The organism is Mesorhizobium sp. B1-1-8, from assembly GCF_006442795.2.
Taxonomy (GTDB): Bacteria; Pseudomonadota; Alphaproteobacteria; order Rhizobiales; family Rhizobiaceae; genus Mesorhizobium.
Genome location: NZ_CP083956.1, coordinates 5,510,217 through 5,530,852, shown reverse-complemented (window position 1 = coordinate 5,530,852; position 20,636 = coordinate 5,510,217). Strand labels below are relative to the sequence as shown.

Here is a 20,636-nt window from a genome sequence, read left to right as displayed (position 1 = left end):
GATTTGGGATTCCCCTTATGTGGCCATCGTGCGACGATGGGGAATGCGCACGGGTATCACGATCGACATCACGGCTTCGGACAGGGCGCGACTTGAGGCGGTCGCGGCGGCTCGGAGTTCGCCCCAGAAGCATGTATGGCGCGCCCGCATCATCCTTTTGAGTGGCGATGGCCTGGGGACCATTGCGATCATGGCGGCGACGGGCAAGTCGAAGACCTGCGTCTGGCGATGGCAGGAGCGGTTCATGGCCGAAGGCGTCGATGGCCTGCTGCGCGACAAGACCCGGCCTCCTGGTGTTGCTCCACTGGAGCGCCCCTTGGTCGACAAGGTCGTCGCGCTGACGCTGGAACCGCCCCGGCACGAAGCGACGCACTGGACCGTCCGTGCAATGGCCAAGGTTGCTGGCATTGCCGCGTCTTCCGTCGTGAAGATCTGGCACGATCATGGTCTTGCCCCGCATCGCTGGCGCAGCTTCAAGCGGTCCAATGACAAGGCGTTTGCCGAAAAGCTGCACGACGTGGTCGGGCTCTACGTCTCGCCGCCGGCCCACGCCATCGTGCTGTCGGTGGATGAGAAGAGCCAGATCCAGGCGCTCGACCGCACGCAGCCCGGCCTGCCCATGAAGAAGGGGCGGCTCGGCACCATGACCCATGACTACAAACGGCATGGCACGACCACGCTGTTTGCCGCCCTCAACGTTCTCGACGGTACCGTCATCGGCAAGAACATGCAGCGCCACCGCCATCAGGAATTCATCCGCTTCCTCAACGCCATCGAGGCCGAACTGCCGGCCGACAAGGCTGTCCATATCATTCTCGACAACTATGCCACGCACAAACAGCCCAAAGTCCGCGCCTGGCTGGCCCGGCATCCACGATGGACCTTCCACTTCGTGCCAACCTCCTGCTCATGGCTCAATGCCGTCGAGGGCTTCTTCGCCAAGCTGACACTCAGACGCCTGAAACATGGCGTCTTCCATTCCGTCGTCGACCTCCAGGCCGCCATCAATCGCTTCATCAAGGAGCACAATCAGGCCTCGCACCCCTTCATCTGGAAAGCCGATCCAAATCAGATAATCGCCGCTGTCAAACGTGGGCACCAAGCGTTGGAATCAATCCACTAGCTGCAACAAAAGAGTGACCAACCTGGATTTGATTGCTGCAATCTGTTTGCCGGCTATATCACCTTAAAGCCACTACGCAAGATCTCCTGACAGCAGCGCCCGGGAGCTGATTGTCGTTTGGTCGGTCTAGATCGAATGAATATGTAGGTTTTCGATTCAAGTGATCGCTTGCCAATATGGGGGACCGGTTGGCGTACAAGGTGACCATTGCTATGGAGAAGGTCCTGTCATGACTTCGGGGATGCGCTGTAGTTGGTACGCTGATGAGGCGTCGTTAAATGGCCTTCTTCGCCCTGGCCGCAACTCTCTTCGAATAGAGCAGCCGTACGCCCGAACCCACTGGATTTCCCCAGTGACGGAAAGTGGCCCCTGGTTCGGACGGCGCGTCGCAGCTTGGAGTTCAAATGCTTCGATGGCGTTGGTCGTGTAGATAATCGGGCGCGAGCTCTCGGGATAGCCCCCTTCATTATTCTCGCCCCTGTGTTATCTGGCATTGAGGGCGGCAGACCGCAGCTTTAACCAGGCCGGATAGCGAGCCATAGGCCATAAACAAGGGAAGCCGGATTTGTTCGTTGCGAAGCTTAAGAACGTGCAAGTTGCACCCGTCAACTGTCCGATCGGACAGGTGACGTATTTTAGCATCACTGCAATCATCCTGCTGGGAAAACATTGGGGGTTGCGCGATGATTTCGGTCCATGTCGTCAATGCGCTCAACAAGCTTCTCTACGAGAACGAATTCGACGAGTTTTTGCGCCGTCGTCACGACTTCTTTGTGCACCAGAAACAGTGGCGCCCTCCGAGCCCCGACGGTCGCGAGCTAGACCAGTTCGATACCGATGCAGCGACTTATCTGCTCGGTATTGAAGAGGGCCGTGTCGTGACCTCGGCTCGACTAATCCCAACGAGCGAGCCACACATGGTCTCGGAGGTTTTTCCTCACATGTGCGAGCGGACAGGCGTTCCGAGGCGCCCCGATTGGGCCGAATGGACCCGCACTTTCGTCGTTCCCGACAAGCGCGCGACCGGGCTTCGAGGCACGCTGACGCAACTGTGCTGCGCCGTGATGGAATACGCCCTCGACGAGGGCCTGAGCGCGGTTGGCGGCGTCCAGGAGACCTATTTCATGCCCCACCACGGCGCGCTGAAATGGCATGCCGAGCCGCTCGGCATGGCTAGGGAAGAAAACGGCGAATGGTACATCGTCGCCTATATCGATGTGAACGAGGCGGCGATGTTGAGTGTCAGGAAGATACTGAAGATTGAGCATTCATTGCTGGTGCGGCGGGGAAGGCAGGTGCCGTTCACCGGACCTGTCGAGAAGCTAAGCAGAGTCGCCTAGCAGTTCCCCATTGGCCGGTCCGATCCAAATTGGATGTTGATGTGATGTATCAAGCGCGTTCGGTATCCCGGCCAGACCGTACACCGCCCGTAGCATCTGCTATTCGGTCTCTCGTAATTCTTATCGCCCTAGTCCTTTCCAGCTGCGCGATCCAGCTTTCACCAGCCTACAACCAGGCGACCTTCACCAGTATTTCTGACCTTAATGTGAAAACTGAAACGCTCATGGCCTCACTTTCTCAAGGCGGCACGGCGGGGGACTTTGCGAAATACAAGGCCACATATGACCAACTCATTGGGGGATTCTCGGCCGCGCGTATGGAAACGGCATCGCGCGATGTTCCGGCTCCCAGCCAAAGGGTTCTCAAGATCGCCCACTTGAATAGCGTTTGCGGGAATGATCCGACCAACTGCGTGAACCCAACGCCCCATCATCTGGATCAGGTGATCAAAGTGTTGACCAAGATGCGTGACATTCACCAAAGCGGAGAGTTGAAGGGCAACTTCGTCACGGGGTCAAATGGCATAGGCGGGTTCAAATACCAATACGAAATAGAAATGAGCCGCATCTTGGTATTCGAGTCTGCCTTGCAGCGATAGGAGATTGTCTTGGCCGCTATCATCGATGTAAACGCGACAGTTAACGCCTTGGTTGATGCGATTCAAAAACAAGCGAAACAAGGCTGGACCAAAATATCCACATTGGTCACACAGCAATCTAAAATGATGGCGCAACAGGCTGCCTGGATCGCCGAAAGCAGTATCGCTGGCACCCTCAAGGATGATCTTAGGGGCTGGTTTGCCGATCAGTTGGCCGACTCCGTTAGAAGCCTAGCGAGTGACGTAGCAGCACTGACCATTCTCACGGTGGAGAAGGTGTGGAATGCCGCCGTCAAAGTACTTTGGGGAGCTATCAACAAAGCGCTCTCGACTGCAACCAAGGGTCTTCTGACTCTGCCCGAACTTTAGCACTTGGTGCAAGACGAAGGCCTCGCCGCAATGGAGAGAGGTCACGAGCGGATCGTTTCCAACGTCAATCGTATTGACCAACTCGCCAGGGATCGATGGGAAGGACAAGCACATGCCGATCGCGGGACTAGGATGGGAACTGCACATAGTCCGACAAATTGTTCAGCAAAGACGGGGCAGAATTCGCACCATCGGCACCTATCAGATTTATCACAATGGAACTGCCCAGGCGAAACTCAAAGGTACTTCGGTTGAAGCGAAAGGACCCGGCGACAATAACGTGGCGGGAAATGGCCGAAGGATCGAGGCGGGTAGATATCCTTTGGCCACGCAGGCTGGCTCACACTATTTGACCATAGGCTATTTGGTCAGCAACGATTGTGACCAGACTCCGAAACCAGGTCTGGAATTGCGGCAGACGGGCAACCGTCGCGAAATACTCGTACATCCTGGCCACGGATTTCTGGCGAGTATCGGTTGCATCAACCTGACGAGCGCTTTGGCGAGCGCCAACACCGACATACCATTCGTGGACAGCCGCGACCGCATCATCGCGGCGATCGATGACCTCCGAGCATTCGCAGGAAATGCGTTCCCCCATCACAACGGACAACCCATCGACAACGCATGGGTTGCGATCGACGGGGAGCCCTGAACGTATCGGTACTCACGCGAGCAGTGCATTAAGCAAGAGGGAGCGGGCAATGCCTAATTTCAATGGGGTAATCGACATTTCGCATCACAACGGCAACGTCAATTTGGCCACCGCCAAAACTGACGGAATCGTTGGAGTCATCCAGAAAGCTACCCAAGGCCAGACGGGCGTCGATCCGACCTATGCCAGGAATCGCGGGCGTGCGGAGACTGCACAGCTGCTATGGGGCGCCTACCACTTTGGCACCGGCAGCGATGGAGTCAGACAAGCAGAAAATTTCCTCGGCGTAGTTGGAGATCGCAAAGCCCTTCTTGTCCTCGATCTCGAGCCAAATCCAACGGGTCCAAGCATGAGCCTGGAAGAGGCGAGAGCCTTTGTCACTCACGTCCACGACAAGACGGGTCACTTTCCCGGTTTATATTCCGGGCACTATATCAAGCAACTGCTCGGCACCAAGACTGATCCCATTTTAGCGAAATGTTGGTTCTGGTTGGCTCAGTATGGTCCGACTCCTGTCGTTCCACCTAATTGGCCAAGTTGGACCATGTGGCAGTACACCGATGGGGCGTTTGGCCCGGATCCCCATACTGTTCGTGGCGTTGGTCGTTCTGACCGCGACATGTTCAACGGAGATGAAGCAAAACTGAGAGGGTTCTGGGCTTCGGAAACTTCATAGGGGCTTCCAATTGCAGCGATCTCGTTGGGGTCAGCCTCAGTCTGCGTGCCGTCCAAATCCGCGCGGGCGCTGTGGCGTAGTAGGGCGGCGAGGCAGTCAACGCCGGGCACATTCGTAGCTCGGCGCCGACGATTGTCGGCGGTGCCGCAATGGTCAGCGTGCTGCTTATCGATGAAGCATGAACGTGGCTTTCAGGACGGCGTTGAAGCGGAGCGGCAGGGCTTCTTTTCTTGGGAACAAGTGGGGATAGGGGCGCGATCCTAGTATCCCCATCGATGGAGAGGGTTCCAGCTGGGAATATAGCTGTCCATGCTTGCACATTGAAGCACGTAAAACCGTCGCTCAAAAAAGACGACTCCTACTCTAATTAGATTGCGGATGCCATCCACGTCACTTCGTTTGTGTCTATTGGAAACGCTCCGTGCTTGGAGGACAAGCGTCTATTTAGACATCGCAGAATCCATCTCACGCCGCCGCCGGCGGAGACGTGAAAGACTTTTCTCACCTATGCTCGAAAGGGAGGAATCACCATGCAGTTGCGTCTGAGGCGCTCACAGAAAACGTCGGGTTTGCTGTCAAAGGTCGCCGTCTTTGTTCTCGATGCCCGCGCTGAATTGCGGCATGAGGAAGCGGAATACGTTCGTAAATACGGCCTCGGGAAGGAAGTCGTCTACGCGAGTGAGGCAGCTAAATCGCACGCTGCCGCCGCAAGTTCGGGCGGTGGTCTGTTCCGCACTCTGAAAGAGTTGGCACTGACGAAGCTCTCGCTCGTTATCACGGTCGACAGCTTGACAAGGGGGCAGCTGATCGAGGGGAAAGATCTCTCCGAGATTATGGCGGCTGAGGAAGCAGTCATGACGGCGTGCCAGAACCTGAAGGGGTTCCTTGCAACCGCAGCAACCTTTGACGGTCGAGAGCAGGTGTTCGATATCTGAAAAAAGTGTCGTGAGCGACAAAGGGCCCGACGTCGGTACTGCGCTGGCCGGGGCCGCCATCGTAACAATGTTGATGGCGGCCGTCGTGCCGCTGATGTTGTTCATCGTAGTGCCGATCAGCCTGATGTGGATCGCATACAAGGTAGGCTTGGCATTTTCAAACACGGATGCCGCGCGGGAACGGAAGGCAAAGGCAAACGCGCAGCATCGCTACGATGAAATCCTGCGTCGACGGCCGGATTTTCCTTCGCCGCAGGAGTTTGCCGTCGGCATTTTTGAGCGTCTTCCGTCGGGTCTGCCAACGAACCTGGCGGATGAAATCGCACTTGCGTCAGCCAGGCTTTATGAGGCCGAGGGATTTTCTGAGCCCATTGCGGAGCCGCCCCCCGTGTGCGACTGCCCTGCGGGATGGCGGTATTTGGACTACCTAAGCGAGCAAGGCGCAAAGGTCTGCGATCGCACCGCTCCGGACCTTCTTCACAAGACGTTGCTGACGGCATGGCGTGCCGTTGCCCTGCATACGCCCGAGGTCGATGCCGACGATCCAACCCGATTGAGCACGAGATTGTCGGATGTCATGGACTGTAGGCCTCTGATCGAAGGCATGATCCTCTCTTTCTTCAAAGACGAGGTGATCAGCCGCAACCTCTTGGCCGGCCTTCGTGAGCAGATTGACCAGAATGTATTGGAGGTGTCTGGCGTAGCCAAAGGTGGAAAGCTGTTCGGCGAGCCGGTGCTGCCGACGGCCTACAAGGGCAACAATCCGATCTTCGCCTATCTCAAGGATACCCCCCTTCTCGACATTCTAGGCGCCAGAATTCCCTTTTCGATCCCGGAACGGGTTCGTTTCGAACATCATCACATCGTCGCCGGCAGTGGCCACGGCAAGACCCAGACCCTGCAGCACTTCATCACCATGGACCTAGTCAAGGTGGCCCACGGCGAAGCCTCGATCGTCGTGATTGACAGCCAAGGCGACCTGATCCGCAAAATTAGCCGACTGAAACTGTTCGCCCGCGGCCAACCGCTCAGCGACAGGCTAGTCGTGATCGATCCCACCGACATCGAATTTCCGATAACGCTCGGTTTGTTCTCAGTCGGCAAGGAGCGTCTCAAAACCTACGCGCCGATCGACCGGGAGCGGCTGCAGAACGCGTTGGTGGAATTGCTTTCGTTCGCACTGGGTAGCCTGATGAGCGCCGAAATGACAGCCAAGCAGGGCACACTGTTCTCGTTTTTAATTCGCGCCATGCTGATCATTCCGGACGCAACGATCCACACGTTCCGGGAACTGTTGGAGCCCAACGGCGAAGAAAAATTCCGCGAACACCTTATGGGCCTGTCCGGTTCGGCGCGACTGTTCTTCGAAACCGAGTACTCCGATGCAAAGCAGTATGGGGAGACACGGCGGCAAGTTCTGCGCCGTCTATGGGGTCTCCTCGAAAATAGTGCTTTCGAACGCATGATGTCGTCGGCGACCAGCAAGTTCGACCTGTTCACTGAGATGGCGGCAGGCAAGGTTATCCTGATAAATGCCGACAAGAGCCTGTTGCAGCAGAGCGGCACGGAGATCTTTGGCCGTTTCTTCATCGCCATGATCGCGCTTGCCGCTCAGGAGCGCGACGAATATGCGCTGCCCTGCTTCGTCTATATCGACGAGTTCGGCGACTATGCCGCGAACGCCGACAGCTTCATCACCAACATCTTCCAGCAGGCGCGCAAGCGCCGGATTGGCATGATCGTAGCGCATCAGATGCTCGGCGATCTGTCAACGAAGACCGCGGATAGCATCGCCGCCAACACCTCAATCAAGTTTGTCGGCGGAGCCAGCCATGCCGACGCCGGACGCCTGGCCAAGGAAATGCGCACAGGCCACGATTTTGTGCACGCGCAGCGCCAGGGCTCGTTTGCCGCCTTTGTTCGTAACGTCACGCCGACCGCGGTATCGCTCACGGTACCATTCGGCTTCATGGAGAAACTGGAGACGATGTCGCAAGACGAGGCGCGCGAGGTGCGCAACAGGATGCGCGCTACCTACGCCCAGCCTTTGAGATTGAGAGACGAGCGGTCGCCGGCCGGACCACCCTCATCAGATCGTCTCCAGGAAACCGGAGACATTCGCCCGAAACCAAAAGACCTGGATGAGGGCGACATCACCCCGCGCTAACGTATTCTGCAACACATTGTGAAGATTGCGCATGGTGCACCAAGGGTGTTGACCTCAACTCACAGCCGAATATGCCGCACGTTTCGCCGGCAGGGGATTTGGCCTATGTCGGCGCCATGCGGATTGCCTCGCCAAAAGCATGGGATAGTCTCCAGCGTCGGATGCCGGTTCGGCCGGTCTCAACGGGTAAATTCATTACGGCAATGCCGCGTGATCTCTTTTTGTTCGAGCGCCTCAACTGGCACGGACCTCTGCCATCTCCCTATCTCATCGAGTATTCTCGGTACTTCGGGCATAAGAGTATTGGACGAGCCAGAGACCGGCTGACCGATCTCGGCCATGAGCAAAACACCGCCCATGGCGGCCGCTATCTTGACAAGCCGGCGGCTCAGTATCCGCAGCTCCCTGGTGGCTACGTTCCCCGCAACCACACTAACGTATATGCCCTTACCGCCGCCTCCAAAAAAGCGCTCGCGGAAGCCGGCCGCCTCGTTTCAACCACGCACGCCGGCTGGTGGGACCATCAATTGATGGTCTCCTGCGTGACGGCGTCGATAGAACTGGCGATATTGGCGAATCCTTCGCTCGGCTTCATTCCTCGACACCAGGCGATCGGCGATAGGCAGCTCTCGGCGGTCGCGCCGTTTACTCACGGAGGCCGAAGCCATTCCTTGAAGCTCATTCCCGATCAACTTTTCGGAATCCGCTACGGCGACAAGAAACTCTACTTCCTGCTCGAGGTCGATCGCTCCACCGAGCTGGTTTCGCATGGATCTTTCGAGCGGAAATCGTTCCTGAGAAGCTTCTTGCAATATCGGCACTTCGTTGGTGGCCAAACGTACAAGCAGCATTATGGCATAGAAGAGGGGATGGTCGTGCTCTTTCTGACCACCACCGAGCGTCAGCTGCAGAACATGATCGACCTTGTCATGCGTGTCACAGAGGGCAAGGGGAACAATTATGTGCTGTTTAGATGTGAATCTAGGTTCGCAACAAAAGGCGCACTGCCAAGCCCGATACTTGACTTGGTTGCCGGCCGTTGGAGAAGGGCAGGCAAGGGGGACCTCAGTCTCCGTGAGCCTGAGTGATCGGATGACCTCCCGCTGCCAGCGAAAACGAGAGGTTGGAACGGTTAAGTTGACAATAGGAATCGGTGGTGTAGGTCAACAATAAAGTAATTGAAATTTGCACTATCAATTAAGCCTAAATGTAAAAATGAAATAATATACTTCGTAACTCCTTCAAGAAAATTTAAGCGTATCCAAAGAGAGGCTAGGCCAATGCCATGCTGCCGTGCCATGACATCCGGATCGGTATGTATATTGAATAATGTACGCGTACAACGTCTTGATCGTGTGTACCAATGACGTCAAACCTTTCATCAAGGAACGCCATTTAACCCCCCTTTAATCATTGGCAAATGCCCGCTTTTCTACTAAGACATTCCGAGATGCTAATTTACCTGCGTCTTGCATCGCGGCAGAGAGGCGGGGTCTCTGGCATGATAGATTCGGACGTGTTCGACTTTGTCGAGCGTTGCAGGAAGCACAAGGCAACCGAGCCGCTACTGGACGACCTTCTCGAAACCGTGAGGAACCTCGGCTTTGAGCATCTCATCTTGAGCGGCGTTCCGCTTGGCGGTCAGAAGTTGGCACCGATGGTCGAACTGAACGGCTGGCCTGAGGGCTGGCTCGAACGTTACATCGAAGCAGAGCATGCCGCGGTCGACGGTGTTTGCATCTACTCGGCAAAAACCCTGAAGCCGTTCCTCTGGGCCGAAGTGCCGGCAAAATGGTCTGACACACAGGCCTCCCGACGCGTTGCGGGTGAGGCGACGGAGTTTGGCATTTGGAGCGGCTTCGCCGTGCCAATGCTCAGCGTCCATCATTGGCAGTCTGTCCTCTCCTTCGCCTCTTCGCAAAAGGCCATCAGTCTGTCGCCACGTCAACAGGTGCAACTGGTAACGATGGCGGTCTACGCTGGTATGTCGATCCAGGCATTTTCGGACGTCGACGGCGAAGCAGACGGCGTCCTAACGGATCGTGAAAAAGAGGTGCTGTTGTGGGCTGCTGCCGGCAAGACCTCATCCGAAACATCCCAGATCCTTGGCCTGACCGAACGCACGGTCAAATGGCATACCACCCGAGCCCGCGAAGCGTTCGGCGTCGGCACGACGACGCAAGCGGTGATCGAGGCTGTGCGCAGGCGCCTGATTCATCCATAGACTGTCAACTGTCCGATCGGACAGGTGACGTGTTTTAGCACGGCTGCAACTATCCCCCGATACGTATCGGGGGGATTGAGCTTTGATTTCGGCTCACGTCGTCAATGCGCTGAACAAGCACCTTTACGAAAACGAATTCGACGAGTTCTTGCGCCGCCGGCACGATTTCTTCGTGCATCAGAAACACTGGCGCCCTGCAAGCCCGGGCGGTCGCGAGCTCGATCAGTTCGATACTGACGCGGCAACCTACCTGCTCGGTATTGAAGACGGTCGCGTCGTGACCTCGGCTCGATTGATCCCAACGAGTGAACCGCACATGGTCTCGGAGGTCTTCCCTCATATGTGCGAGAAATCGGGCGTCCCGAGACGGCCCGATTGGGCCGAGTGGACACGCACCTTCGTCGTCCCCGACAAGCGCTCTACCGGACTACGCGGCACGCTGACCCAGCTATGCTGCAAGGTGATGGAATACGCCCTCGAGGAGGGCCTCAGTGCGGTGGGTGGCGTCCAGGAGACCTACTTCATGCCTCCCCACGGTGCGCTCAAGTGGCGGGCCGAGCCGATGGGCATGGCCAGGGAAAAAAATGGCGAGTGGTACATCGTCGCATACATCGATGTGAACGAGGCGGCGCTGGCGAGCGTCCGCAAGATCCTAGGCATTGAGCGGTCGCTGCTGGTTCGGCGTGGCACGCAAATGCCGTTCTCCCCTGTCCTGAGAAACGCGTGGGGGTCGACGAAGAGTGTCCGGGTTCCGGCATCAACAGCCGGAGTTTCGCCAAGTTAATCACGTCGGAGCAAATCGGGGGAAGCAACATGTTGATAAGCGCAGACAACCTCGGGACGATAGTGTCGTCCATAGGTGCGTTGGGAACGGCGGCGTTCGGTCTTGTTGATGCGACTAAGGTGTATCGGGGCGGCGTGTCCAACATTGGCTTCGGGTTTATCAGGGATGCCGTCACTCCATACAAAGCCGCTCTGAAGCTGGTGAATAAGTCCGATCCGCTGGCGACGATCCGCGCAAATTGGCTGAACGGCGTCTCCAAGTCTGACCAAAAAGCAACCGTGAAGTCACTCATTCGGCTGGGACTCACGGCAACGACTGTTGACGAATTAGCAGCAGCAGCTCCTGGAGTTAACGCAGGAGCTCTTAAAACGGCCTCGTCGAAGGTGGACAGCGCTCAACCTTTGACCGAGGACGACATCAATGTACTGGGGCGCTTCGACACCATCGTCGATGCTCAAATGGATGCCAGTTTCGAGCGTGCAGACCAGAAATATCGCAACTCCGCTAAAGTTCTGGCCGCCGGGTTTGCCATAGCGCTCGCGGTTCTCGCTATCGGAGTGATGTATGGTTACAGCGGTGAAGATGGCACCAGCAATTTTCTAGCTGCCTTGTTGATCGGGATTGTGTCGACGCCGGTGGCGCCAATTGCCAAAGATCTGGCAAGCGCGCTCGGCATAGCCGTCTCCGCGATGAAAGCCGCAAAAGGCTGAAATCCATGACGGTCTACATGACTTTTCGCCAGAAAACTGTCGGTGGTGGCGTCAAGAGCCCAACGCTTCTGCAGGGCGACGGCACGACTGCTTCCCCGAGCCTTCGCGATCTTTCTGAAGAACAGTTTGGCACGATGGTTGCCAATCGTGACGTACTTTTTGGCGTGCATGGCTTCAACGTCTCGTTCATGCAAGGCGTATGCACGCTTGGTCGGCTAGAGGTGGCGCTGAGCCTGCCTTCAACGTGCCACTTCATTGCTGTCCTTTGGCCCGGCGATTCATGGTTGCCGATCCTAAATTACCCGTTTGAAGGCTCAACATCGATTGAATGTGGTCGTCGCTTGGCTAGCTTTTGCAATCGACGTCTCACCGGGGCGGCGAGCGTCTCCTTTGTCACTCACAGTCTCGGTGCCAGACTCGCCCTAGAAGCGGCGTCGAAACTCAACCGCAGAGTTCGCTCTCTCTGTCTCACGGCCGGAGCAATCAATGATGACTGCCTGACATCGGAATATGCCAGTGCATTCGCCAATACCTCTGTGGTTTCCGTTCTTGCCTCGCGCCGGGATCGGGTGCTTAAATTGGCTTTCCCGATTGGCGACCCGATCGCAGATATTCTGCATCCCGACCACAGACCATTTGCATCAGCCTTAGGTTATGCCGGTCCGCCAGGGGCGGTTGGCTCAGCTGTTCCCCCGTGGCAAATCCCCGATAAATGCGAATACGACCATGGCGACTACCTGCCACCGAGCAACCCTAGCGCCCTGTTTCCAGATCCTAGCAGCAGATGGACGAAGGCTGCGGAGTTTATGAACCGGGCATTCGAAGGCAAATCACAGACTTGGCCGTAACCTGTGGTAAACATCAGAGCCAAAAAATCCAAGCGGGACCGAATTTATGACAGCGACAGAAGCTCAGCCAGACACCGATAACAGGGCTACACAACAATTCGTGTTGCTCTTACTTCTACTATTATTTTATTGCCTCGGCCCAATTGTTGTAATATTTGCGGCACTCATCTCGATTCATGACAGCCCAGCACAAAACCTTTCGTCAAAACTCGACGAAACTTTAGTCCTACAACTGGTAACGGCAATAGCGAAAGATCCAGGAATATATACCAACGTGCTTCACCAGATGATTATGCCCGTAGCGGCAGTAATAACAGCCGCAAATACCTCGGCGTTACGAGTCCGCGGAGTCGTCACATACTTGTTCATATTGCCGCTGTTCACCATTTTCATTTGCCTGGTCGACGCCGCTATTTTTAATACCTTCTCTCCGAGCGACAACAAGGGCGTTACGTCCCAATTGTTTATTTCTGCCGCTGGCAACCTTGCGACCTACGTAATGCTGATAGTTGGGCTAAAGATTGGCGATGCCAAGAAGGGCTGAAGAGGGGAAGATCGATAAGATGACCTTGCGCCGAATTCCCTCGCTTGTACTGGTTCTGAGCGTTTTGGTTTGCAACGCCGCGTCGGCCCAAGAGGCTATTGTATTCAAAGTTGTTGTTACTCCGAACAACGAGGCGACCACGCTTCGCGTCAGCGGAACGACGAGCGACGATGAGATCACGGACCCCTTCAGCCCAAAAGGCGACCTTGTAAACATTCCCGTTGATCCATCGGCCGCGTCGCGCCAGCTCTTTGTGACTTGGACGGATGGTACGACAACGGGATTTCCAATTGTGGCCACGTTCAGCGCCCAGCAGCAGCCAGAGGAGGTGCGCCTTAGTCGTGCCCCAGACCTCAGTCCGACTAAAGAAATAGTCGCTAGAGAATGTGTTGCCAGGACACCTACCAACCGTGTGATCGCCTTCTCGATGTTCTATACTTGCCAGTCACTAGCTCATAAGTTGGAGCTTGCAGACAAATGGGCGCCGAATCACCTTCGTGCAATAAATGGTTGGATGATTGCCAATGACTACCTATATAGAAAGTCAAACGGATTATCTCTAGGTATCGATGAAGACTTGCTTCGAGTCTTGAGCGAAATATTTGTTAATTTTTCTAACAAGGCAGACGTGAACATCAAGCCTCTAACGCTGCCAGAGGTCAAGCGTTTACTGGATCAAGGCAAAAATCAACAGCTCAAGGCAAGTGCAATTATTGCCTATTTGGCTGGAAAAAAACAGTTCCAGAAGGCGTTGACGGCGAATGAGGCAGCACTTTTTGATTTGACGCGCCAGCACAATGAAGATGTTACGCTCGGTGTAACGAAATCGCAACTCGAGGCGAATGATCCTTGGATTAAGCAAATAGGGCGGGGGCAAGCACTCCTATCAGGCCATATTGTTGAGGAGCGCGAGGCTGCCGACGGTTTTCCCGTGTATAGCATTTCGATAGAAAATTCTGGGAGCGTAAGCGTTTCTCTCTTTGGGAACTATGGATGTTACGCTTACGACTCAAAAGGGCAAAGGATAGCGGACAAAGCAGGGATGCAGTTCCCAGAGATAGTTAGTCCCTTGGAGAGAGACCTAGTGATAGCAGGCAACACAAGCAGGACATTAGATTTCAAGTCGTTGGGTGGCCTTCCCGCGGCTCCGGAAGATATGGGCAAGATAGATCTAGCGTATCAGGTCTGCCAGATCGCCTACTCTACAAGCGAAGAACCAAAAAAATCGGGTTTTTTCGAGATTCGAAGGTTGTACTAACCGGAGGGCAACTGAACCATTTGAGGTCGTTGGAGCAATCGGGCTACCGCCTCTCTTTTGAGACCTCGGGCAAAGCGATTGGCTTCTTGGCTTAACGCATGGCCGTCGTTCAAATAGTGGGGCGGTAGGAGGATAGCCAAATGCATGACCCGCATGGCAGATTAGGCGCGATCTCGGTACGGATAGCCTCAATCGCCTCAGCGCTTCTCGCTCAGGCTTGAATTGTGCTGATGGAGATTTTCGCGACGATCTGACCGCTCTGAACTTGGTCTTGAGAGCTACCGACTGGCCGCAGTAGCAGGCGTATGTCGTTTGGATACACGGCGCGCTTGCTGAGAATGACGATCACATAATTGCGTGAAGCGTCGGACGAATATGTCGAGAGAGGTGAGCGTGCGTCAACATAATCTTCTTCAACGGTTCTCCGTGTTGCTTGTCCTGGCCCTCGGCATTGCCTTGGATCGGGGCGCAGTCGCCATGGCTGACGCGCCACCGAGATACGACCATGTCGTTGTCGTCGTCATGGAGAACCATTCCTTCGAACAGATCGCGCAACCGGGCGTGGCTCCCTATCTGCAGAAGCTGGCGAGGAACGGTGCCCTTTTCGATAATTCGCATGGGGTCGCTCATCCCAGCCAGCCCAACTACCTAGCGCTGTTCAGTGGCTCGACGCACGGGATACGCGACGACGGCGTCCACGAGATCGCCGCGCCCAACCTTGCCGGCCGCCTTCAGGCTGCCAATAAGACATTCGTGGGCTATGTCGAGGCAAGGTCACCGCGCAAGCACAATCCGTGGGAATCCTTCGCCGACGCTAGAGGGGCCGGAAAGTCACTGACCGAATTTCCGAGCGACTATGCACGGCTGCCAGCCGTCAGCTTCGTTATCCCCAACCTTCGCCACGACATGCATGACGGCACGATCGGGGAGGCCGATGCCTGGCTGAAAGCCCATCTGGGCGCCTATGCCAACTGGTCGCGCAAGCACAACAGCCTGTTGATCGTTACCTTCGACGAGGATGACTACGGTTTTGAGAACCACATTTTTACAGTGCTCTACGGCGCGGGCGTCAAGCCCGGTCGTTACGCCGAGAGGATCGATCACTACACGTTGCTGCGGACCATCGAGAACATCGAGGGCGCAGCACCGCTAGGCACCACCGTCGTCAGAAAGGCGATCGGCAGCGGCTGGAAACATCGGTAGAGCCTTTGAGAAATGAGGAGAGGTACCGCACCAAACGGGATTGACCAAGGACTACTTTATGGTTGCGCCAAGCTATCCCGCTGCGCGGTCGGGCAGTGGCAAAATCGTTGACCTAGGATGTAAGGCTGCGCCAGAGCCGACCAAAAAATGCCTGCAAAGCGGAAAGCCAGGGTCTACCAAAGAGAGTGCATCAGCTCAGTTGTCGGAATTTAAGACGCGAATAGTTTCGCCTCGGCCTTGCGCCTGGTTTTAAGTCCCGGAATCTCGACTAGATGCCCGTGGACATGTCCGTGGTCCCATTTCAGGAATTCGTTAGCGACATCGAAATCGCCCTTGTTGATGCGCTTGAGAAGCGTCGAGCTTTGTAGCGCACCGGCACCGAGATTGAAGGCAAAGCTCACCAGGGCGCCGAATTGATTGTCGTTCAAATTGACGTTTACCAAGCTTGACACAGCTTGTTCGGAACCGGCCAGGTCGTTTGTGAGCAGCTGATCGGCCTGGGGGGCTGTTATCGTGTAACCTTTGTGAACCTCCGGCCCGGTATGGCCGTAGCCGACGGTCCATACGCCCACACTGTCCGTGTAGGCGGTCAGCCTCAGCCCTTCCCATTGCTCGATCAAGCCACGTGCATTGTCCGTTACACGCCGGATCATGACATCCCCCAAAGGTTTTTTACCGGCAAAGATTATATCGAATACTGGTCTCTGGCAACTTCGTATTGCTTAATAGGAGCGCTGGATTGTTGTGAGAAGCCGCAAACCGAAGACGAAAGCGAATGATGCCGTTTTATTTGCGACTTCGAAACATCGCTCTAGGAGTGGCCGTTCAGCCGTATCGGAATGGCTACGCGCGCCTCGCCAGCACGCTGTCAGGCCGCTGCACCTTGGCCTCTCGGCTCCAACCTGTAACGCCCGGGATCAACCCCAGCAAGTGCCCTTTTCAGTCTGCGGATGACGCGTGTCAGAGCCGGGCCGCTCTGTTGAGCCATCACTACAGCTTGCCTTACGAAACCTATCACCCGCTAACGATTGGCATCCCGCCTGATCTTTGCTAAAAAGAAGGATGATGAAAACTCTGCTCGACCTAGCTCTGCGAATAAGGCGTCTGTATTGGCGTGTCTTTCAGCCCCAGACGTTCGGCGTCAGAGCAATCATATTGAATAGTGAAAAAAAAGTCCTGCTTGTTAGACATAAATATGGTCGGGGCTGGTATCTTCCTGGTGGGAAAGTTCGACGCGGTGAGGCAAGCTTAGTCGCCATCGAGCGCGAATTGTGGGAGGAGCTGGGGATATCCGTAGCGTCTGTGGATCGCGCCCTGGGCACTTACGTCAGCACTCAAGAGTACAAGCGGGATGTGATAACGGTATACGTAATCACTAACTTTTCGCAGCGCCATAAAAAACATTTCGAAATTGATGCGAACGCCTTTTTCGCTTGGAATGTTCTTCCGAGTGATGCCTCTCCTGGAACAAAGAGGCGTATTCAAGAGTACCTAGGTGAAACCCCGATCGCTAGTACCTGGTAGGGCGCAGAGATGATCGAGATTTATGAGGGAAATGAGGAAAACAGGACGTACATTCAAAGATATTTGAATAACATAAGAAGTTTGGCGCCTTTTGCAATCGTAACGTTGCCGAACTACGCTACTGTGGCCAATATCATCGAATCGGGTGAGTTCCCACACATTGACATTGATTTATTTTGGAACGCCGTCAATAGAGCGAAGGCAATAATCCAGGACGAGTACTCAGAAGAGTTTTCATTGATCGATCCAAGGCGATATATTTTCGGTATTTCCGAAAAGCCCACAGCGCTAGGCGGGTTTCACAGCAAATGGAGCGTTGGTTATCATCAGCTCTATCAAGCTGGTTTTGGGGTGCTCCTAAATCCGTCTCGCGTAAAGGATGTGAGGGTTAGGACTGCCGAGGCAGTGCGCTCCTATCTTCACGATTGCTTGCATTACTCGAGCTTTCACCTGTACGCGATACGGCCCCATAAATCTCTCACTGCCAGTGAGGCCAAGAGATCGGAGCCAAAAGTGTACCGGCGCCAGTATGGATTCAGTTTCCGCAACTGTGAGGGTGTGGCCTATTCCGACAAAGAGCTTACGGCGCGTGTTCCTAATGCGATCAACCTGAACCTTTTGATGGATGGGATTGTGATGATCACGGCCGGTTCGCTCATTAAGCGCCTGTTCACTGTGGAAAACCTCACTCCGTTTGATCGCTCGGTCTTCGCCGAGGTGATTGGTGAGCCGATCGAGGCGAGCGGATATGAGCACGCGCTGAAATTCTTCCAATCGGTCACACGGCCAACCCAACTTTTCATTGAAAAGTGGGGTGGAGATGAGTTTCTGAAGATTGCCTTCCAGGCGATGATGACGGGGCTTGTTGATCCTCTAAAAACGTATTTCGAAAGAAAACACGGTGAGGACGGCGCTTGGGAAAATACATTTATGAGTACGAAGTATAGAGCATGGATGGATGCCCAAGGATGAACAGTTGCGGGATGCCTCTAGTGAGACAGCTTCCAAACGTACAAGTGGGCTGAGATTTTAAACCTGCGCTGAAAATCGTTGTCGGGCCGACTCGCAGACAAGTTTTGCCACCTTCGCTAGTCATCGACCCGGTTCTACTCTAAGCATTGTCGTTAGCGGCGATTAGCTTGCGTTCCTCGTCAATGAATTCGAAGAGTTTGTTGCACCAGTGCGGTTCGAGCGGTCCCACTATAGGGTGACCGCCACAAGGAGTTCCAGCATTGGCCGCCGCAATGCGTGCCGGCGCGCTGGGCGGCGGCTGAGCGCACCAAGCGGCCAGCAATGGACTATCTGGAGAGCGGCGAAATGAAGGAACCGGGTGACAATGACTGGTGATTTCATCGATCGGTACATCGCCTTGGCTTTGAAAAGGTTTGGTGGCGATTGCTCAATAAGGGCAGAGCAGCAGGATGGGGGCATAGTCTTCGAATTCTCGGTGTCAGGCACCAATTCTCGACTGATCGTCGATCTGGGAAGCGAATTCACGCCCACACGCATTCGCTCCGCTTTTGTCGAGTTGGGCTTGGAGGTTGAAAAGTTGAAAAAAGTACCCCGCGCGCGTAGTTGATATCGACAAGACCTCCGACCGGAACCCGCTGTTGTGCTGCCGCTGCTGCGAACCGCCTTTCACATCGACGACGAAGACATGGCGCGTCGCGGCGGTCGAATCTGATACAATCGGGCACATGGGCAAGAATGCGAAGCAAGCCATGCCTTATATTTGAAAGCGAGGAAGACCGCGAGCTTGCGATTGAGGCGGAATTCTAGGAATCGCAGATCGCCCCTGACCTCGTCATCCTAAGCAAAAGGAGACAGAAATTATCAACGCCGCGATATGTGACACGTAGGACGAGATGGGGGTCTTTTGGCTTGGTAATGCAGTGACAGAATGGCGAGATGTCAAGAGCGACTGTGACCCCCGAAAGGTCTGCCGAGTTCATTGCCCTTTGGAAAAAGCTGTACGGTGAGGAGCTATCAGCGCGTGACGCAGCGGAACGGCTTACAAAACTGATCGGTGTTTATGCTGAGCTGATTTCTGGGAAGGTGAACCGTCCGGATCCCGAGTGAGAATTGCTATGTTCTCTAAAATCAATTCCCGCCGTGGTTCGGATTCAAGTGCCGTCTTCATTTCCTCGATTAGTATCTGCCGGTCGATCCCCACAAAGGTTCGAACGGTGTGGCAGGACGCCACGGACCCCTGCCATCACCCTACTTACTCGAGTATTCTCGCCATTTCGGCCGCAAGAGCTTGGGCAGGGCGCGAGACAGGCTGACCGACCTCTTTCATGAAGAAAATACGCCACATGGCGGGCGGTATCTCGACAAGCCCGCTGCTCAGTTTCCGTCGTTGCCAGGCGGCTATCTGCCGCGCGATCACACCAACATCTATTCAATCAATGCCTGCTCTCTCCGGGCACTTCGTGATGCTGGGCGGTACGTGGAAGTAGGCCATGGGGGCTGGTGGGAGCACCAATTGGGGCTCGCCTGCGCACTAGCCTCAATCGAACTCGCTACATTTGACTATCCGCACTCGCATTCATTCCGCGGCATGAAATCGTTGCTGATCGCAGCCTCTCGGCTGTTGTGTCCTTCACCTATGAAGGGCGAAGACATTCGCACAAACTCATTCCTGATCAGCTTTTCGGCATTCGCTATGGAGCCCGCAAACTTTTCTTTCTGTTGGAGTTTGATCGGTCGACCGAGATGGTTTCTGAGAGTTCGTTTGAACGCAAGTCATATCTGAGAAGCCTTCTGCAATATCGACAGTTCATCGGTGGCCAGTCTTACAAGCGTCAGTATGGATTTGACGAAGGCCTAGTGGTTTTGTTTCTGACGACGAGCCGTCGGCAGTTGGAGCGGATGCTTGAGACAACTATGAAAATTTCATCTGGAACGGGAAATGCATATATGCTCTTTAAATGTCTGCCCGCAGGCGCGCAGTTTTGTCAAAGGCCAATGCCTGTGCCGTTCTCGGAACCGTGGCTTCGTGCGGGCAAGAAGGATGTCGAGTTGCATAGCTTGTAGTACTGCCGAAGCTCCGCTAGTAATGTCGTCTTCTGGCCGATTTATTGAGGCTGGATTTCGACACTTAGCTACGGAAAAGAGGAGTGTTTACATTGGCAGATCACACAGAAACCCAGGTGAGCAACGACCTCTTGGGTCTCACAGCGGATATTGTCGCGGCGTATGTCCGGAACAACGCGGCCCCTGTCTCCGGCCTCCCGGATCTTATTGCAAGCGTTAACTCCGCGCTGCTCGGCCTTAGTAGACCTAGTGCGTCGCCGACTGCTACTCCTATTCCTGCCGTCAATCCGAAGCGGTCTGTATTCCCCGACTACATCATTTGCTTGGAAGACGGAAAGAAGTTCAAATCACTGAAGAGGCACCTCAGCGTTCATTTCAACATGACGCCAGACGACTACCGGGCCAAGTGGGGGCTGCAGAAGGAATATCCGATGGTTGCGCCAAATTATGCGGCCCAGAGATCTGCGCTTGCGAAGTCCGCCGGTCTAGGCCGCAAAGCGACTGGCAAGGTGGCCTCCAAAGGGACCAAGCGCAAAAAGTAAGCCAAGGCAGGAATGAGAGCCGGTCGCTACCTACACGACCAGATTCACGTCACTCACGCCTTCCTGCGATGGCGCACTATTATGGCATCGGCACCTAAT

Annotated in this window: 22 protein-coding genes and 1 pseudogene; 21 read left to right on the top strand and 2 right to left on the bottom strand. The window is 55.1% G+C overall.

The window, feature by feature from the left end; genetic code table 11:
* Nucleotides 1–43: 43 nt before the first annotated feature.
* Nucleotides 44–1,123 (top strand): IS630 family transposase, encoded by a 1,080-nt coding sequence (locus FJ974_RS26950; RefSeq protein WP_140533090.1) that lies wholly within the window; start codon nt 44–46, stop codon nt 1,121–1,123.
* Between the two features lie 353 nt (nt 1,124–1,476).
* On the opposite strand, the pseudogene FJ974_RS30460 reads toward FJ974_RS26950, so the two are convergent.
* Nucleotides 1,477–1,564: pseudogene (locus FJ974_RS30460) on the bottom strand (transposase); the annotation flags it as partial.
* Nucleotides 1,565–1,806: 242 nt separating this feature from the next.
* Between FJ974_RS30460 and FJ974_RS26945 the strand changes: the two are divergent.
* The 15 genes from FJ974_RS26945 to FJ974_RS26875 all read left to right on the top strand — a co-directional run bounded on the left by FJ974_RS26945 (nt 1,807) and on the right by FJ974_RS26875 (nt 15,435).
* Nucleotides 1,807–2,463: an acyl-homoserine-lactone synthase gene (locus FJ974_RS26945; RefSeq protein ID WP_140532994.1), complete on the top strand. Its 657-nt coding sequence runs from the start codon at nt 1,807–1,809 to the stop codon at nt 2,461–2,463.
* Nucleotides 2,464–2,507: 44 nt separating this feature from the next.
* Complete coding sequence (locus FJ974_RS26940; RefSeq protein ID WP_140532995.1) at nt 2,508–3,062, top strand: hypothetical protein; 555 nt, start codon at nt 2,508–2,510, stop codon at nt 3,060–3,062.
* 9 nt (nt 3,063–3,071) lie between these two features.
* Nucleotides 3,072–3,431, top strand: a complete 360-nt coding sequence (locus FJ974_RS26935; protein WP_140532996.1) for a hypothetical protein — start codon at nt 3,072–3,074, stop codon at nt 3,429–3,431.
* A 112-nt stretch (nt 3,432–3,543) separates the two neighbouring features.
* The gene (locus FJ974_RS26930; RefSeq protein WP_140532997.1) at nt 3,544–4,086 is read left to right on the top strand and encodes a hypothetical protein; all 543 of its coding nucleotides are present in this window, start codon (nt 3,544–3,546) and stop codon (nt 4,084–4,086) included.
* A gap of 49 nt (nt 4,087–4,135) precedes the next feature.
* Nucleotides 4,136–4,762 (top strand): glycoside hydrolase family 25 protein, encoded by a 627-nt coding sequence (locus FJ974_RS26925; RefSeq protein WP_140532998.1) that lies wholly within the window; start codon nt 4,136–4,138, stop codon nt 4,760–4,762.
* 530 nt (nt 4,763–5,292) lie between these two features.
* Nucleotides 5,293–5,697, top strand: coding sequence for a hypothetical protein (locus tag FJ974_RS26920; RefSeq protein WP_140532999.1), 405 nt, complete (start codon nt 5,293–5,295; stop codon nt 5,695–5,697).
* Nucleotides 5,698–5,707: 10 nt separating this feature from the next.
* Nucleotides 5,708–7,864, top strand: a complete 2,157-nt coding sequence (locus tag FJ974_RS26915) for a type IV secretory system conjugative DNA transfer family protein (protein WP_140533000.1) — start codon at nt 5,708–5,710, stop codon at nt 7,862–7,864.
* 98 nt (nt 7,865–7,962) lie between these two features.
* Entirely contained in the window at nt 7,963–8,952 is a 990-nt protein-coding gene (locus tag FJ974_RS26910) for a replication-relaxation family protein (RefSeq protein WP_181177095.1), read from the top strand.
* 413 nt (nt 8,953–9,365) lie between these two features.
* Nucleotides 9,366–10,088 (top strand): LuxR family transcriptional regulator, encoded by a 723-nt coding sequence (locus tag FJ974_RS26905; RefSeq protein WP_140533002.1) that lies wholly within the window; start codon nt 9,366–9,368, stop codon nt 10,086–10,088.
* 82 nt (nt 10,089–10,170) lie between these two features.
* Nucleotides 10,171–10,872 (top strand): acyl-homoserine-lactone synthase, encoded by a 702-nt coding sequence (locus FJ974_RS26900; RefSeq protein WP_226891415.1) that lies wholly within the window; start codon nt 10,171–10,173, stop codon nt 10,870–10,872.
* Nucleotides 10,812–11,582, top strand: coding sequence for a hypothetical protein (locus FJ974_RS26895; RefSeq protein WP_140533003.1), 771 nt, complete (start codon nt 10,812–10,814; stop codon nt 11,580–11,582). The genes FJ974_RS26900 and FJ974_RS26895 overlap by 61 nt, the downstream gene beginning before the upstream one ends.
* Nucleotides 11,583–11,587: 5 nt before the next feature.
* On the top strand, nt 11,588–12,430 hold the full coding sequence (locus FJ974_RS26890; RefSeq protein WP_140533004.1) for an alpha/beta hydrolase: 843 nt from the start codon (nt 11,588–11,590) through the stop codon (nt 12,428–12,430).
* A 46-nt stretch (nt 12,431–12,476) separates the two neighbouring features.
* Nucleotides 12,477–12,974: a hypothetical protein gene (locus FJ974_RS26885; protein ID WP_140533005.1), complete on the top strand. Its 498-nt coding sequence runs from the start codon at nt 12,477–12,479 to the stop codon at nt 12,972–12,974.
* 19 nt (nt 12,975–12,993) lie between these two features.
* Nucleotides 12,994–14,232, top strand: coding sequence for a hypothetical protein (locus FJ974_RS26880; protein WP_140533006.1), 1,239 nt, complete (start codon nt 12,994–12,996; stop codon nt 14,230–14,232).
* A gap of 477 nt (nt 14,233–14,709) precedes the next feature.
* Nucleotides 14,710–15,435 (top strand): alkaline phosphatase family protein, encoded by a 726-nt coding sequence (locus FJ974_RS26875; RefSeq protein ID WP_226891414.1) that lies wholly within the window; start codon nt 14,710–14,712, stop codon nt 15,433–15,435.
* A 209-nt stretch (nt 15,436–15,644) separates the two neighbouring features.
* Here the strand turns inward: FJ974_RS26875 and FJ974_RS26870 are convergent, their stop codons facing one another.
* Nucleotides 15,645–16,088 (bottom strand): lysozyme, encoded by a 444-nt coding sequence (locus FJ974_RS26870; RefSeq protein ID WP_140533007.1) that lies wholly within the window; start codon nt 16,086–16,088, stop codon nt 15,645–15,647.
* Between the two features lie 412 nt (nt 16,089–16,500).
* Here FJ974_RS26870 and FJ974_RS26865 point away from each other — a divergent pair, with 412 nt between their 5' ends.
* From FJ974_RS26865 to FJ974_RS26845, 5 genes are all read left to right on the top strand, one after another.
* On the top strand, nt 16,501–16,959 hold the full coding sequence (locus FJ974_RS26865; RefSeq protein WP_181177096.1) for an NUDIX domain-containing protein: 459 nt from the start codon (nt 16,501–16,503) through the stop codon (nt 16,957–16,959).
* A 9-nt stretch (nt 16,960–16,968) separates the two neighbouring features.
* Nucleotides 16,969–17,931: a hypothetical protein gene (locus FJ974_RS26860; RefSeq protein ID WP_140533009.1), complete on the top strand. Its 963-nt coding sequence runs from the start codon at nt 16,969–16,971 to the stop codon at nt 17,929–17,931.
* Nucleotides 17,932–18,295: 364 nt separating this feature from the next.
* Nucleotides 18,296–18,538: a hypothetical protein gene (locus FJ974_RS26855; RefSeq protein WP_140533010.1), complete on the top strand. Its 243-nt coding sequence runs from the start codon at nt 18,296–18,298 to the stop codon at nt 18,536–18,538.
* Nucleotides 18,539–19,554: 1,016 nt separating this feature from the next.
* A complete protein-coding gene (locus tag FJ974_RS26850; RefSeq protein WP_181177097.1) occupies nt 19,555–19,995 on the top strand; it encodes a replication-relaxation family protein in 441 nt (146 codons plus the stop codon).
* 92 nt (nt 19,996–20,087) lie between these two features.
* Nucleotides 20,088–20,537, top strand: a complete 450-nt coding sequence (locus tag FJ974_RS26845; protein ID WP_140533012.1) for a MucR family transcriptional regulator — start codon at nt 20,088–20,090, stop codon at nt 20,535–20,537.
* Nucleotides 20,538–20,636: the final 99 nt, after the last annotated feature.

Coding starts and splice junctions, on each gene's coding strand:
- FJ974_RS26950 (WP_140533090.1), top strand. CDS start 44: ATGCGCACGGGTATCACGATCGACATCACGGCTTCGGACAGGGCGCGA.
- FJ974_RS26945 (WP_140532994.1), top strand. CDS start 1,807: ATGATTTCGGTCCATGTCGTCAATGCGCTCAACAAGCTTCTCTACGAG.
- FJ974_RS26940 (WP_140532995.1), top strand. CDS start 2,508: ATGTATCAAGCGCGTTCGGTATCCCGGCCAGACCGTACACCGCCCGTA.
- FJ974_RS26930 (WP_140532997.1), top strand. CDS start 3,544: ATGCCGATCGCGGGACTAGGATGGGAACTGCACATAGTCCGACAAATT.
- FJ974_RS26925 (WP_140532998.1), top strand. CDS start 4,136: ATGCCTAATTTCAATGGGGTAATCGACATTTCGCATCACAACGGCAAC.
- FJ974_RS26920 (WP_140532999.1), top strand. CDS start 5,293: ATGCAGTTGCGTCTGAGGCGCTCACAGAAAACGTCGGGTTTGCTGTCA.
- FJ974_RS26905 (WP_140533002.1), top strand. CDS start 9,366: ATGATAGATTCGGACGTGTTCGACTTTGTCGAGCGTTGCAGGAAGCAC.
- FJ974_RS26890 (WP_140533004.1), top strand. CDS start 11,588: ATGACGGTCTACATGACTTTTCGCCAGAAAACTGTCGGTGGTGGCGTC.
- FJ974_RS26885 (WP_140533005.1), top strand. CDS start 12,477: ATGACAGCGACAGAAGCTCAGCCAGACACCGATAACAGGGCTACACAA.
- FJ974_RS26880 (WP_140533006.1), top strand. CDS start 12,994: ATGACCTTGCGCCGAATTCCCTCGCTTGTACTGGTTCTGAGCGTTTTG.
- FJ974_RS26875 (WP_226891414.1), top strand. CDS start 14,710: ATGGCTGACGCGCCACCGAGATACGACCATGTCGTTGTCGTCGTCATG.
- FJ974_RS26870 (WP_140533007.1), bottom strand. CDS start 16,088: ATGATCCGGCGTGTAACGGACAATGCACGTGGCTTGATCGAGCAATGG.
- FJ974_RS26865 (WP_181177096.1), top strand. CDS start 16,501: ATGAAAACTCTGCTCGACCTAGCTCTGCGAATAAGGCGTCTGTATTGG.
- FJ974_RS26860 (WP_140533009.1), top strand. CDS start 16,969: ATGATCGAGATTTATGAGGGAAATGAGGAAAACAGGACGTACATTCAA.
- FJ974_RS26855 (WP_140533010.1), top strand. CDS start 18,296: ATGACTGGTGATTTCATCGATCGGTACATCGCCTTGGCTTTGAAAAGG.